A 13,593-nucleotide genomic window follows, 5' to 3' on the forward strand; every position below is an offset into this window, starting at 1 on the left:
GCCTCTTGTTTGCGATTTATGCGGCTACCTCGAACGCGGCCTTGACGAGCCGTTCGGTGTAGGCGGTCCTCGGATGGGAAAGAACCTCGTCGACGGGTCCCTCCTCGACGATTTTACCGTGCTGCATCACCACGACCCGATGACAGAGCGCGCGTACGACCTTGAGATCGTGGGAAATGAAGAGATAGCTCAGACCGCGCTCGTCCTGCAGTTTGCGCAGGAGGTCGATGATCTGGGCCTGAACGGAGAGATCGAGCGCCGAGGTCGGCTCGTCGAGCAGGATGAATTCCGGCTCGAGCGCGATTGCCCGCGCAATGGCGATGCGCTGGCGCTGTCCGCCGGAAAACTCGTGCGGAAAGCGCGACAGGATGTTGTGCGGAAGCCCGGCGCTGACAAGCGCCTGCTCCACGCGCTGCAACCGATCACTTTTGTTGTCGCCTAGCCGATTGACGATCAGCCCCTCCTCGATGATCTGGCCGACCGACATGCGCGGATTGAGCGAGGAGAACGGATCCTGAAAGACGACCTGCATGCGCGATCTGAGCGGCCGCATCTGGTCACGTGTCCTGCCGTGGATCGGTTCGCCGTCGAAGAAGATTTCGCCGCCGTCGGCCGTCAGGAGCTTCACCAGCGCCTGCCCGAACGTCGTCTTGCCGGACCCGGATTCGCCGACCAGCCCCAGCGTTTCGTGCCGGTGAAGCTTTAGGCTGAGGTTGTCGACGGCGACGAGTTCCTTGAGCCGCGGCTTGAAGAACCCGCCATGCTTTAGCATGAACGACACCCGCACATTGCTGCCCTCGAGAATGATGGCTGAGTCCACCGGCGTCGGATTGGCCATGCCCTTTGGTTCGGACGCCAGAAGATGGCGCGTATAGGGATGCTGCGGGTTCTTGAAGAGCGCTTCAGTGGTGTTGTGCTCCTTCACCTCGCCCTGGCTCATGACATAGACGTAGTCGGAAAACTGGCGAACGACTGTCAGGTCGTGGGTGATCAGGATTACCGCCATGCCGAGCTTCTGCTGCAGATCACGGATGAGGTTGAGGATCTGCGCCTGCACGGTGACGTCGAGTGCCGTCGTGGGTTCGTCGGCGATGAGTACGTCCGGATTATTGGCGAGCGCCATGGCGATCATGACGCGCTGGCGCTGACCGCCTGAAAGCTGGTGCGGATATTGGTTGAAGCGGCTTTCCGGGTCCGGAATCTGCACCTGCCGCAACAGCTCCAGCGTACGCTCCGCAGCTTGCCTGCGGCTCATCTTCTGATGAATGCGGATCGCCTCGATGATCTGCGCGCCGACCGTGTAGACCGGATTGAGCGAGCTCATCGGCTCCTGGAATATCATCGAAATGCGGTCGCCGCGCAGCGCCCGGCGCTGCCGGTCGGAGAATTTCAGGACGTTCTTGCCATCATATTCGATCCGCGAGTGCACGGCCACGGTGGCGCGCTTGGTGAGCAGGCCCATGACCGTGCGCGCCGTCACCGACTTGCCGGAGCCGGATTCACCCACCACAGCGATGGTCTCGCCGCGATAGAGCTGAAAGGACACATCCTTGACCGCGTCGACCGTTCCGCCTTCCACCTTGAAGGTCACCGCGACATTGCGGGCGTCGATGATCGGACTGCCGGTCCTCACCGCATGATCGTGACGTTCGTCCGGCGCCATCGAGGTCTTTTCCGTCAGAGCCATGGTGCCGGCCTTCTCAATAGGGATCGACGGCATCGCGAAGACCATCGCCCAGCGCATTGAACGCAAAGACGGTGACCAGCACGAAACCCACGGGGGCAAGGATCCAGGGATAGGACCCGATGACGGAGTATGTCGCGGTATCCTGCAGCATCAGCCCCCAGGAGATCAGCGGCGGCTTCACCGCGAAGCCGAGGAAGCCGAGGAAGGATTCAAGCAGCACGACATTGGGGATCGCCAGCGTGACAGCGACGATGACGTGGCTCATGACGTTGGGGAAAATGTGCTGAAAGATGATCCGGCGGTCGGTTGCGCCGATCGCCATCGCCGCCCGCACATAGTCGATCCGCGCCAGCGCCAGCGTCTTGCCTCGAACTTCGCGCGACAGCTGTGCCCAGCCGAGCGCCGACATGACGAAGATGACGAACGCGAGGAAGACATTGGTCGGCGCCGTCACCGGAATCAGCGAGGTGAGCGCGAGATAAAGCGGCAGTTGCGGAAAGGCGAGCACCAGCTCGACGAAGCGCTGCACCCATGCGTCGAACCTTCCGCCGAAATATCCGGACACCATGCCGACCGTCGTGCCGACTACCGTGATGATGAACACCACGGTCAGGGCGATCATCAGCGAAATGCGCGAGCCGTAGATGATGCGCGACAGCACATCGCGGCCGAATTTGTCGGTGCCGAGGAAATTGACCGGGCTTCCGTCGGTGGCGCCGAAGAAATGCCGCTGCGCCGGGATCAGTCCGAAAAGCCTGTATCCGAACCCTTTGACGAAAAAGCCGAGCGTCTGCGGGTTATCGTAGTCGGGGCCGACGATCGGCTGGAACGTGACGGGATCAAGTTCTTCTGTCTCACGAATTTGATAGGTGCGCGGCGGAAAAACGAAATTGCCGTTGCGGTCCGTCATGCTGATGGTCTGCGGCGGCGCGAAACCGACGCCGGTCAACTTCGGATCGACGGGTGCGAAGAACTCCGCGAATATCGTCATGATCATCAGGAGGCAGACAAGGATCAGCCCTATCATGCCGGTCCAGGATCGCTTCAGACGGCGCCAGACGAGCGCGGTATAGGTTTCGTTGCCATTGCCTTTGGCCGGCGGCACGGAGGCGCAGACTACGGATTGGACGTCGGCTTTCATGCGTCGGCCCCTCCCCCAAGGCGAACCCGCGGGTCGAGCGCTGCAAGCAGCATGTCGGCGATGATGTTGCCGACGATCAGCGTCACCGACAGAACCAGCATGAAGGTCGCCGTGACATAGACGTCGCCGACCCACATCGAGCCGACGATGGCCGGGCCGACCGTCGGCAGGGCGAAGATGATCGCGGTCTCGATCTCGCCGGTCAGCATGTAGGGCAGCACGACGCCCTGATACATGACGAGCGGATGCAGCGCGTTCGGCACGGCGTGGCGCATGACCACGGCGCCCTCGCTCAGGCCCTTGGCCCGAGCCGTTTCGACATATTGGGCGTTCAGCGTATCGAGAAGATTGCCCCGCATGACGCGCATGTTGTAGGCGAGCCCGCCCAAAGTGGCGATCGCGATGACCGGCCAGACATGCTTGACCAGATCGACGAACTTGCCCCACGACCAGGGCGCCCCGCCGTAGCGAGCGGAATGGAAACTGTTGATCTCAGTGACATTGAAGTGGAACACCAGGATATAGACGATGATCAGCGCCATCAGGAATCGCGGTATCGTCATGCCGAGAAACGAGATGCCCGACAGCAGGCTGTCCACCCAGGAATATTGCCGGGTTGCCGCCAGAACGCCGAAGGTGATGCCGATCACCGACGCCAGTATGTGGCAGACGAGCGCCAGCGCCAGGGTGCGGGGCAATCGCTCGCCGACCACGTCGGCAACAGGCTTGTTGTAGAACAGGCTGTGGCCAAAATCGCCGCGGGTGACGATGCCGGTGATCCAGTTGACGTACTGGAGGGGCAAGGGCTTATTGAGCCCGTGGGCGACCTTGTAGGCCTGCGCCTGGGCGTCGGCCTCCTCGAAAGACGCGCCGCCCTGGTTGATCAGTTGCGAGCGGATATAGTCGCTGTAGTCGCCCGGCGGCGCCTGGATGATTGCGAACGTCACGACGCTCAGGACGAAGAGGACCGGAACCGCCGAGGCGATGCGCACAAGCAGAAATCTGAACATGGCCGTGTTTGCTTCTCTTGTGGCTCGTGGCGATCTGCTGCTCCTTCACGAGGCGCGGCACCTCCACGGTTCAATTCGGAACCTCCCCTCCGGCGGATGCCGCCGGAGGAGAAAATCGACTGCGGTCAGTTGGTCGTACCGCGTTCACCGGGCTTGCCGGGAAGCTGCTCGGGGAACAGCTCGTAGTCGCCCTGCTTGTCGGCGGCGACGAAGACCCGCTCGCGGATGATCGTGTCCTCGGCCCAGTTGAACATGAAGATCGGCGTCCCCTCCGGAATGTTGGAAAAACGCTTGTTGATGATGAGCGCGCCCGGATATTCCGTCAGGCCGATCGTATCGAGGTTGGTCGTCGAGACTTTCTGGAACTGCTTCATCAGTTCGGCCCGCTCGTCATTGTCGTTGCTGGCGATGAACTTGTTGACGATGTCCACCATCTCCTGCTCGAAGGGCATCAGATCGACCGATCCGTCCGTTCCCGCCCGATGATGCCAGCTCGTGCGCGGGCCGACCGGAGCAAGCTGGGTCGTGTTCTGCACAACTGAGGTCTGTTCCTGCTCGTTGCGGCGAACAAGCCAGTCGAAGCGCCCGGCGTACTGCGTTGCGTCGCGCTTCGCGCCATCGATTGTGTTCAGCACGACCTTGAGGCCAAGCTGTTCCATCTGGCCGACCAGACCTTCTGCGAGATTGCGATCGGTGCTGTAGTCGGAATTCACGAGAAGCACGATCTGTACGTCCGAGCCGCCAGCTGTACCGGCCGGGAAGTTGACGGCGCCGTTGCCATCCGTGTCCTTCAACCCGACCTTCTCCAGCAGCGCCTTGGCGCCTTCCAGATCGAACGGATAGTACACCGTCGAGGCGCGATCATAGAAGCTCGTGCCAGAGGAAATGCCGCCGGGATAGATCGCGGTGAAGGGTCCTTTGACGAGGGATTCGCCGAGTTTCTTCCGATCGATGGCCATGGTCACGGCCTTACGGAAATCGACGTTGCGGTTGAGCTCGCGCACGGCTTGCGCCCGCTCGTCCGGCTCGCCCCAGCCATTGGCTGAAAAGTTCATGCGCAGATTGTAGCCGATCAGACGGGCGCCAAAGGCCAGCCGCGCGGGAGCCGTTTCCTGTGCGGCGCGCTTCAGCGATTCTACGAAATTTTCCGGTTGCTCCAGGTTCGAGATATCGCCGGACCCGGCGATCGCCTGCACGTCGCGATCGGCCCAAGTCGAAAGCTTGTAGTGCAGTTCGTTGAGATAGGGCAGTTGATTTCCCTCTTCGTCCACCTTCCAATAGTAAGGATTGCGGCGAAGCACGATAACGTCGTCCGAACGGTATTCGATAGGCACCCAGGCGCCCATGACGGGCATATTCAAGTATTCCGGCGGAAAGCCGTTCTTGTACTCGTCATAGGTTGTGCCTGCATATTTCGGATGCTTGGTCTTCAAAATGTGCGAGGGGCCGGGGCAGAAGGTTCCATAGGCCATCGCATAGAGATGCTGGCGCGGGAACGCGTCCTTAAACGTCCATTCGATCGTATATTTGTCAATCGCCTTCAGGGTGGTGCCGTCTCCGAACGTTTCTGGTGTTGCACCGTTCAGCGGCGAGACGTTCGGATCGACGACATTGTCGTCCCAATAAAACATCACGTCATCGGCGTCGAAGGGATCTCCGTCGGACCACTTTGCGCCTTCGATCAACTTCATCGTCAGCGTGTGGCCGTCTTCCGACCACTCCCAGCTCTTGGCAAGATTGGGCAGCGGCTCGACATCCTTGGCATCGACCTGGAAGAGCGGCGCGGTGCGCGTCAGGCATTCGAACATCGCAATGTCAACGCCGCCCCAGCCTTGCGTCTGCCCGGCGCTGTAGTTCCAGCCTTCCGGCCGGCCGCCGACGACGTGGCGCATCGTGTCGCCATAGACGCCTGTTCCGTCAGGCATGTTTCCCGTCTTGAAGACCATCGGTTCCTTCGGCAGGCGTTCGGCAACCGGAGGCAGCTTGCCGGTCTTGACGAATTTTTCGGTGACCCATTCCGGTTCGCGATATTCCGGCAACGTCTTGAACTCGAGGATCGAGTCGCGCGGCACGTAAGTGATCTTGCCTTGCGCCGGAAACGGCGGCTGTTCCGGCACGATCGTCGGCTCGGAGGCCGAGGCCTGGATCGCGAACGCCGATACGCCAAACAGAAGCGCGGCGACGGTTTTCATGCGGCCAAAAATGTTCATTGTCCTGGTTTCTCCCTTATGCTTCAGGCCTGCCGCGATGGCATGGCTCTCCTCCTACAAGCATCGAACGAAGCGGTATTCCGCTTTCTCAGATGGCAGTGCCGTGCTTGCCCGGGCGCATTCGCCGAGGCGCGATCCCGTCCGCCGGTTTTCCGGAACATCGCGGCCAATGTCTCAGCCGGCCGCGTGCAATTTCATGGCTTCCTTTTCGGCCCTGATCTCTTCGATCGAGCGAACCTCGCGGCGGGCGACGCCCTTCCATTCCCGCGTTTTTACGGTCGCGCGGCTCAGCCGCTCCTTGGCGCCGTCGATCGCATGGGCGTATTGCGGCAGCCATTGCGCTTGCGCCACAACCATCTCGTCGACCATCTGCCAGACCTCTTCCGGCGTGCAGATGGCGCCAACCAGCGGATCGTGCAGCACGGCCAGTTTCAGGAGGTCGATGTCGCCGGAGATTGCCGCGTGGACGGACATGCGCTGGACATTAATCGACGAAATGCAGGTCGCGGCGCAGGCTTGCGGAAGCGTGATGCCGGCCACCATGTTGATGCCGAAGCGATCGACGAAACCAGGCGATTCGATGATTGCATCGGACGGAAGATTGGTGATGACGCCGTCGTTCTTGACGTTGAAGTGCCCGCGATAGACCCGACCGGTCTCGAGCGCCTCCAGTATGTGGCTGGCGTGCTCGTTCGAGCGGCGTCCGGGATCGAAGGGCTTTCCCGCATCTTCGAGAAATTGCGGGAACTCGGTTTCGAACCAGTTCCGGGTTTCGGTCGAATAGCGCAGATAACCGCCGGTTTCGCCGTGGATCCAGTCCGACATGTCGATCCACTTGGCAGTCTCCTCAGGCCGTTTGCGGTACCAGGGCAGATATTCCGACAGGTGGCCGTTACTTTCGGTCGAATAGACGCCGAAGCGCTTCAACACGTCGATCCTGAGTTTCTCCTGCCGCGAGAAGACCGGATGCGCCTCGAAGGCGGCGACGAGCTCATCCTTGCCGATCTTGCGGCCCTTGACGCGAACGTCGACGAACCAGGTCTGGTGGTTGATGCCGGAGCAGACATAGTCGAGCTCGCCTTCCGCGGCGCCGAGGATCTCGGCGATCTGCTCGGCCCCATGCTGGACCCCATGGCAGAGACCGACCGTATCGACCTTGCCGAATTCGATCGCCGCCCAGGTGTTCATCGCCATCGGGTTGGCATAATTCAGGAATTTCGCGCCTGGCTCGGCCAGTTCGCGAATGTCCTTGCAGAAATCCAGAATGACCGGGATGTTGCGCTGGCCGTAGAGAATGCCACCGGCGCAGATCGTATCGCCGACGCACTGGTCGACGCCATATTTCAAGGGGATGCGGATATCGTCGGCATAGGCGGCGAGACCTCCGACGCGCACACAGCTAATGATGTAGCGCGCGCCCTCGATCGCCTTGCGGCGGTCCGTCGTCGCGGTCACCCGTGCAGGAAGCTGGCTCGACTTGACGATCCGCAGGAGAATTGACTCGATCATCTTGAGATTGTGCTCGCTGATGTCGGTCAGTGCGAACTCGATGTCGCCTAGCTCCGGCACACACAAAATGTCCGTGAACAGCTTCTTGGTGAAACCGACGCTGCCCGCGCCGATGATTGCGATCTTAAATCTGCTCATTCGAACCTTCTCTGCAAGCGGACTGGGCCGATAGGTAAAATCGGTTCGTGGAAATCCGGTCTAGGCGTGTTATTCGGAAGACACGCAACCAAGCGGCGTGCAACCGGGTTTCATCCTCATCTCTTTTGTTTTTTGGTCAGTATGCGTAAGATCACGTCCCTCCGGTAGGGCGTAGATGTGCTTTGTAGGGTAATTTTGTGCTGCAAAAACTTGTCGACCTTGGACCGGTGATGAAGATGATTTCTCTGCCGCGCGCTCGGCAGCGATTGCACACCATGCCGACGAGCACCGGCTACGACGTGAGAACGGATGCCGGCTACAGCTGGGATGGCCGCAGGCGCGGGCAGACGCCGTTCACAGTTATGCAGCACACCATCAGCGGCACCGGAAACCTGCGTTACGGAACCAGGTCGTACCGCATCGCTCCGGGCGAGACGATGCTGTTGGTTGTTCCGCATTCGCACCGCTACTGGGTCGAAAAGGGCGGGCGCTGGGAATTCTTCTGGATATCGATGCATGGGGCGGAAGCGTTGCGAATCCATAGAGAGGTCCTGGCAACGAAAGGACCGGTGCTCAGCCTGCGGGCAGCGACCGTCGATAATCTGGCCGACTGCGCCTACCGGCTGGTCAAAGGCGACGGGTCAACGCCGGCACGCGCCTCGGCAATTTCCTACGAGGCGGCCATGGCACTCTATGACGACGTGTTCGAACTGCACGGAAATGACGTGGCGGAGAATTCAGTAGTGCGTCAGGTGACTGACTATATCGGTGCGCATCTGCATCTGCCGTTGCCGGTCGATGAGCTGGCGCGGCTTTCCGGTCTCAGTCGCGCGCATTTCTCGCGTGTGTTCGCGGCGCATGAAGGTATTCCTCCGGCTGAGTTCGTCCTCAACAGACGCCTCGACCGCGCCGCAAAGCTACTGACCATGTCCGCCGACCTTCCGGTGAAGGATATTTCCGGCATGTGCGGCTTCGAGGATCCCAACTACTTCGCCAAGGTATTCCGACGTGGCTTCGGCGTCAGTCCGACAGAATTCAGAACCACTGGCATGTATGCAAGCGCCGGTTATCAGCAGGGCAGATTTTGGACGGATGACAAATAGCGCTGACCTGTCACCCCTTTGATGGCTGCTTTTAGCGCGAGAGAGACCGTCAATTTGGTCACGCGGACATCGGGTTTCAGGAGGCGCCAAAGCTGATCTCGACGTCCGATATCAGGCGCAAGGCGGACAAGTTCGACGATCGGCCGGTACGGAGTAATCGACCACACCACTCAAGGTATCAGCACGACCTTGCCGGTCGAGCGGCGCTCCTCCAGCAGGCGATGCGCTTCGTTGGCCTGGTCGAGCGGATAGCGGCCGCCTTGCGTCACGGCAAGCTGGCCGCCGGCGGCCAGGTGGAAAAGCTCCGACAGGCTGGCCCTGAGGCCATCGGCAGAAAGCAGCGGCAGCAGGGCATCCCTCTTAGCGACTGGTTTCGACTGATCATCGCTTCCAGTTGCGCAGCGCCGATCGCGTATCTGCCCAGCGCTCCAGCGGGTTCGATGCCGGCGTGCGCCTCCTCGGATCGGTCCCCAAGGACATGATCGCCGTGCCGCTTGCACGCCGGTTGAGGTTCATCTGTGTCGCGTCGCCCGCCTACCTCGATCGCTTTGGTGACCCCGGAACCCCCGAGGAATTGCAACGCCACCATAGCATCGGCCACCGTATGCCCAGCGGCAAGCTTTACCGATGGGAGTTCGAACGCGCCGGCCAGGAACTCGTGATCGAGGCAAACGGCCCCATCGTCCTCGACGACGAGGAACTGATGGTCGAAGCCGCAATAGAGGATCTGGGCTTCGCCTACGTGGCCGATTGGGCCGCCGAAGCGGCCTTGTCCGACGGCCGGCTGCGCAAGGTCCTGACCGCGTGGATGCCCGCTGCGGAAGAAGTTGCGGTTTACTATCCCGGACATCGAGCCGTACCGCCCGCACTGCGGGCGTTTCTCGATGTCGTCAAAGACCTGCGGAAGAAAGAACCTTAACCAGAGCGAGCCGCGCCATGACTGGTCGTTGGGCCAGGCGATTCGGAGTGCTCAGTTCGTTGCTATTGCGCCAACGAACCAGTGTTCTGCCTCTGACGAATCCTGCATTGGGCCGATGACCAGTTCGATCGGTCAGGCTGAAGCAGGCGATTACGCAAGTTGGGGTCGTCAACGGACTGGCTTCTCTCGGAAGACCGACTGCAGAAGCGGACATAAGCTGCGCTTAAGGGCGATTTGGATGTTACCCAGACAACGTGCACACTTCGGATTGCGACGGCGGCTCAAGCAGATCGCCCTCCGCCGCCAGTGAAACGTAAGCCTTTGTCGCCATTTATCGCGATCTCGATCCGGTCGTCCGCTGGAAGTTCGCGCCACATGGAAGATACGCTCGTCAGCTAACTGCGGATCATGTCCCGTGGCACGCTGATCTTCTGGCCATGCCGGAGAGCGCGGCGGCCAGGCCGTCAGCTACACCACTCCACGGGACATGATCGTGCACGCCGCTGGAATGCTAGGGGAACGGGTGCTAGCGTACCCCACGAGCCCTCGAACAGATCGAAGGCTCACATGGAGTTTAACATCCCGGAGCTTATGATAAGCTTGAAATCCGCCGAGGCGGAAGTGCGCGAGTTGGTGGAATGGCTAGCGATCAGACAGCCGAGCGCGAAATCTTACCAAGCCGAAGGCCATAGTGATGGCCGGGCCTGAGCCTGAGCGAAAGCCGGCACAAGACGTTCGGAAGACGATAACAATTCTCTTCGCCGACATCGTAGATTCGTCACGCCTTAGCCTCACCCTCGATCCGGAGGCGCTCCAGAACCTGCTCGCCCGATACTTTGACGAGATGAGCTCCATTATCCAGCGGCACGGTGGAATCGTGGAGCGGTACGTCGGTGACGAGATCATGGCCGCGTTTGGCGTGCCGATGCTTCACGAGGATGACGCCCTACGGGCGGTATCCGCCGCTGTCGAGATGCGCGACACACTTGCGACACTCAACCACGAGATTGAGACGGTTTGGGGCGTTCAGCTGGCTCATCGGATTGGCCTCAACACCGGGGAGGTCTTTACTGGCGACGACAGGCAGGGACATCGATTTCTCACTGGCGAGGCTGTGCGTATTGCCAAGCGTCTGCAGGAGGCCGCGGCGCCCAACGAAATCCTGATTGGAGAGGCAACCCATAAGCTGGTAGGCCACGCCGTTGTTGTAAAGTCTAGCAGCCCGCGCGCGCTCAAGCACGGCGAGAAGTTCCCTGCCATTGTCGTGGTAAATGTCATCGCCCGCGCCTCCGGCTTTCAACGCCGCTTCGAGGCGCCGTTCGTCGGACGCAAGCGCCAGCGTGCGAGGATCGAGACCATTTTTCGTCGGGACGTGTTCGAAAATAAAACCTGCCGCCTGTTGACCGTGCTGGGCGAGAAGGGCGTAGGAAAGTCGCGGCTTGTTTCGGAATTCGCCGGAAGTCTTTCGGACGATGTGATTGTCGCGCGCGGCCGCTGCCTGCCCTACGGCGAAGGCATTACCTATTGGCCGCTTGCAGATATTATTCGGGATATCACGGGAGCTGAGGGTGTGGACCCTCGCAAGCAGTCTGCGGCGAGGATTGCAGAGAGCCTCGGTGGGGGCGACGAGGCCGAACTCATCGCCGAGCGCGTAGCTGAGTTGCTCGGGTTCGGCGGCCAAGAACCAGCGTTCAGTGAGGAGACTTTCTGGGCCGTCCGACGACTATTCGAGGTGCTAGCGGGAGAACGACCGCTGGTGATCGTGGTGGACGACCTCCACTGGGCCGAGTCGACGTTCCTAGACTTGGTCGAGTATGTCGTCGATATCTCACTCGATTTCCCCATAATGATCGTCGGCATGGCACGAGAAGAATTGCTCAAAAAGCGCAACGGCAAAAAGCGCAAAGGTTGGGGTGCCGGGAAGCCGAACGCGACGACAATCAAGCTTGAACCGTTGAGTGAAGCGGAATGCCGCGAAATGATCTCAAATCTACTCGACCATGTGCCGCTATCACCCGCAGTCGAGTTGAAGATCACAAGCGCCGCCGAGGGTAACCCGTTCTTTGTAGAAGAGCTCGTGGCAATGCTCGTTGATGAGGAGCTGATCACACGCAAGGAGAACTGCTGGGTCGCTCGCTCGGATCTCTCCGAGCTGCCAGTCCCGTCGACAATTAGCGCGCTCTTAGCCGTCCGTCTCGAGGGCCTCCCAGTCGATGAACGAGCGATCTTGACGACGGCAGCCGTCGAAGGCGCGGTGTTTCATCGGAGTGCAGTCGCCGAGCTCGCTCGCCCGGCTCTCGATTCGGTGCTTGATGATGGCTTGCTCGCGCTTGTCCATCGCGATTTAATCCGCCAAGACGCTTCGGACCCCTCCGGTGAGGAGGCCTACCGCTTCCGTCATGTTCTGATACGTGATGCTGCGTATAACTCACTGTCGAAGCACGTGAGGGCCGACCTGCACGAACGCTTCGCCGCCTGGCTTGAGATGAAGCCAAGGGAGCATCTGCGGGAATCTGACGAGATTGTTGGCTATCACCTCGAGAAGGCCATTGAGTGCCGCTCCGCGCTTAAACCGCGCGACTCGCGCGTTGCTTCGCTCCGGGCCCAGGCAGCCGCGCGGTTCGAGGCCGCGGCCCGGCGGGCATTCGCCCGCGGCCACCGGTCCGCCGCGATTGCCCTACTGCAGCGAGTGTGCGAACTGCTCAGCGAGGATTCACGGCAAAGAATGGTTCTTCCCGAACTAGCCGCAGCACTGATCGAGTGCGGGCGGCTGGCCGAAGCTGAGGACGTGCTCGGGAAGGCGGAGAAGCTGGCTGCTGTCGCAAACGATGAGCGCGCAGCGTCGCACGTGCTCGTCCAGCAGCACTTACTCCGGCTCCTCCACGTCGAGAAGGGCGGGATAGAGGAAGCTGCGCGGGCAACGGGCTTGGTGATTCCGGAATTCGAGCGCTTCAAGGACAGCCTTGGCTTGTGCCACGCGCGGCGGCTCGAAGCGTTGTTCTATTGGAACGAGGCACGCGCCGAGGCGGCAGCGGAAGCGTGGAAACGCGCGGCCGTGCACGCTTTGGTTGCAGGCAATAGGCATCTCTACAACGAGATCCTGACGTGGATCGCGTCCTCGCTGTGGTTCGGTCCGACACCGGCCGACGAAGGAATTCGGCGCTGCGAGCTAATGCGCGAGGACGTCCGTGAGAGCCCAGAGTCCGAGGCGGCGATCCTCCGTCACCTGGGCGGTCTGCAAGCGATGGTTGGCCGCTTCGACCTCGCCCGGCAGCTGCTTGCAACGAGCAATGCCGTTTACGCTGACCTCGAGGTCACGCTCGACGCGGCAACATCCCAGAACGAAGCCGTCGTCGAGCTGCTCGCCGGGAATCCAGCTGTGGCCGAGGAGAGCCTGCGCAAGGGATATCTGGCGCTTCAGGAGATGGGCGACCGCATGTTTCTGCCGACAACCGCTGCGTTCCTCGCGCGGGCCGTCCTGGAACAGGGGCGCGACGAGGAGGCCGAGGACCTGGCGAAGCAGAGCGCTGAACTGGCCGCGAAGGGCGACCTGCTCTCGCAGATCCTTTGGCGCGGCGTTCGTGCTCGGGTGCTTGCGAGGCGTGCGCAGCTCGAGGAGGCCGAGGCGCTCGCTAGCGAGGCTGTGGTGCTCGCCGAAACGACCGACTTCATCAACCACCGGGCGGACGCGCTGATGGACCTGTCGCATGTGTTCAAGGCTTCAGGACGCGGGGACGAGGCGGTCAATTCCGCCTCCGAGGCGCTGCATCTCTACCAACTCAAGAGAAACCTCGTCTCCGCATCCGCGACTCGGTTATGGTTAGAGGGATAATTGCTCAGGCTGGAGCCTTCGGAAAGCACCATTCGACTGCCCTC

Annotated in this window: 9 protein-coding genes; 3 read left to right on the top strand and 6 right to left on the bottom strand. The window is 61.0% G+C overall.

The features are described from left to right. Positions 1-16 precede the first annotated feature (16 nt). The 5 genes from NMG80_RS28800 to NMG80_RS28820 all read right to left on the bottom strand — a co-directional run bounded on the left by NMG80_RS28800 (position 17) and on the right by NMG80_RS28820 (position 7,695). Positions 17-1,687, bottom strand: coding sequence for an ABC transporter ATP-binding protein (locus tag NMG80_RS28800; RefSeq protein ID WP_254021303.1), 1,671 nt, complete (start codon positions 1,685-1,687; stop codon positions 17-19). A gap of 13 nt (positions 1,688-1,700) precedes the next feature. Beyond that, a complete protein-coding gene (locus NMG80_RS28805; protein WP_254021239.1) occupies positions 1,701-2,828 on the bottom strand; it encodes an ABC transporter permease in 1,128 nt (375 codons plus the stop codon). Next, complete coding sequence (locus NMG80_RS28810) at positions 2,825-3,838, bottom strand: ABC transporter permease (RefSeq protein ID WP_254021240.1); 1,014 nt, start codon at positions 3,836-3,838, stop codon at positions 2,825-2,827. Before NMG80_RS28810 ends, NMG80_RS28805 begins: the two co-directional genes overlap by 4 nt. 125 nt (positions 3,839-3,963) lie before the next feature. Further along, positions 3,964-6,048 (bottom strand): ABC transporter substrate-binding protein, encoded by a 2,085-nt coding sequence (locus NMG80_RS28815; protein ID WP_254021241.1) that lies wholly within the window; start codon positions 6,046-6,048, stop codon positions 3,964-3,966. Positions 6,049-6,222: 174 nt separating this feature from the next. Continuing rightward, positions 6,223-7,695 (bottom strand): alpha-glucosidase/alpha-galactosidase, encoded by a 1,473-nt coding sequence (locus NMG80_RS28820; protein WP_254021242.1) that lies wholly within the window; start codon positions 7,693-7,695, stop codon positions 6,223-6,225. Positions 7,696-7,925: 230 nt separating this feature from the next. Here NMG80_RS28820 and NMG80_RS28825 point away from each other — a divergent pair, with 230 nt between their 5' ends. Then, a complete protein-coding gene (locus NMG80_RS28825; protein WP_254021243.1) occupies positions 7,926-8,798 on the top strand; it encodes an AraC family transcriptional regulator in 873 nt (290 codons plus the stop codon). 170 nt (positions 8,799-8,968) lie between these two features. Here the strand turns inward: NMG80_RS28825 and NMG80_RS38015 are convergent, their stop codons facing one another. Continuing rightward, a complete protein-coding gene (locus NMG80_RS38015; protein WP_436798708.1) occupies positions 8,969-9,298 on the bottom strand; it encodes a zinc-binding dehydrogenase in 330 nt (109 codons plus the stop codon). On the opposite strand from NMG80_RS38015, the gene NMG80_RS28835 reads away from it, so the two are divergent. Then, a complete protein-coding gene (locus NMG80_RS28835; RefSeq protein ID WP_254021245.1) occupies positions 9,193-9,717 on the top strand; it encodes a LysR substrate-binding domain-containing protein in 525 nt (174 codons plus the stop codon). The genes NMG80_RS38015 and NMG80_RS28835 overlap by 106 nt on opposite strands. 694 nt (positions 9,718-10,411) lie before the next feature. Continuing rightward, positions 10,412-13,549: an ATP-binding protein gene (locus tag NMG80_RS28840; RefSeq protein ID WP_254021246.1), complete on the top strand. Its 3,138-nt coding sequence runs from the start codon at positions 10,412-10,414 to the stop codon at positions 13,547-13,549. Positions 13,550-13,593 lie beyond the last annotated feature (44 nt).

Source organism: Mesorhizobium escarrei (genome assembly GCF_935825525.1).
Classification (GTDB): Bacteria; Pseudomonadota; Alphaproteobacteria; order Rhizobiales; family Rhizobiaceae; genus Mesorhizobium; species Mesorhizobium escarrei.

What these genes read in the sequence shown, in the direction of transcription:
- NMG80_RS28810 (WP_254021240.1), bottom strand. Translation starts at nt 3,838, where the DNA reads ATGTTCAGATTTCTGCTTGTGCGCATCGCCTCGGCGGTTCCGGTCCTC.
- NMG80_RS28805 (WP_254021239.1), bottom strand. Translation starts at nt 2,828, where the DNA reads ATGAAAGCCGACGTCCAATCCGTAGTCTGCGCCTCCGTGCCGCCGGCC.
- NMG80_RS28825 (WP_254021243.1), top strand. Translation starts at nt 7,926, where the DNA reads ATGAAGATGATTTCTCTGCCGCGCGCTCGGCAGCGATTGCACACCATG.
- NMG80_RS28820 (WP_254021242.1), bottom strand. Translation starts at nt 7,695, where the DNA reads ATGAGCAGATTTAAGATCGCAATCATCGGCGCGGGCAGCGTCGGTTTC.
- NMG80_RS28800 (WP_254021303.1), bottom strand. Translation starts at nt 1,687, where the DNA reads ATGGCTCTGACGGAAAAGACCTCGATGGCGCCGGACGAACGTCACGAT.
- NMG80_RS28840 (WP_254021246.1), top strand. Translation starts at nt 10,412, where the DNA reads ATGGCCGGGCCTGAGCCTGAGCGAAAGCCGGCACAAGACGTTCGGAAG.
- NMG80_RS28815 (WP_254021241.1), bottom strand. Translation starts at nt 6,048, where the DNA reads ATGAACATTTTTGGCCGCATGAAAACCGTCGCCGCGCTTCTGTTTGGC.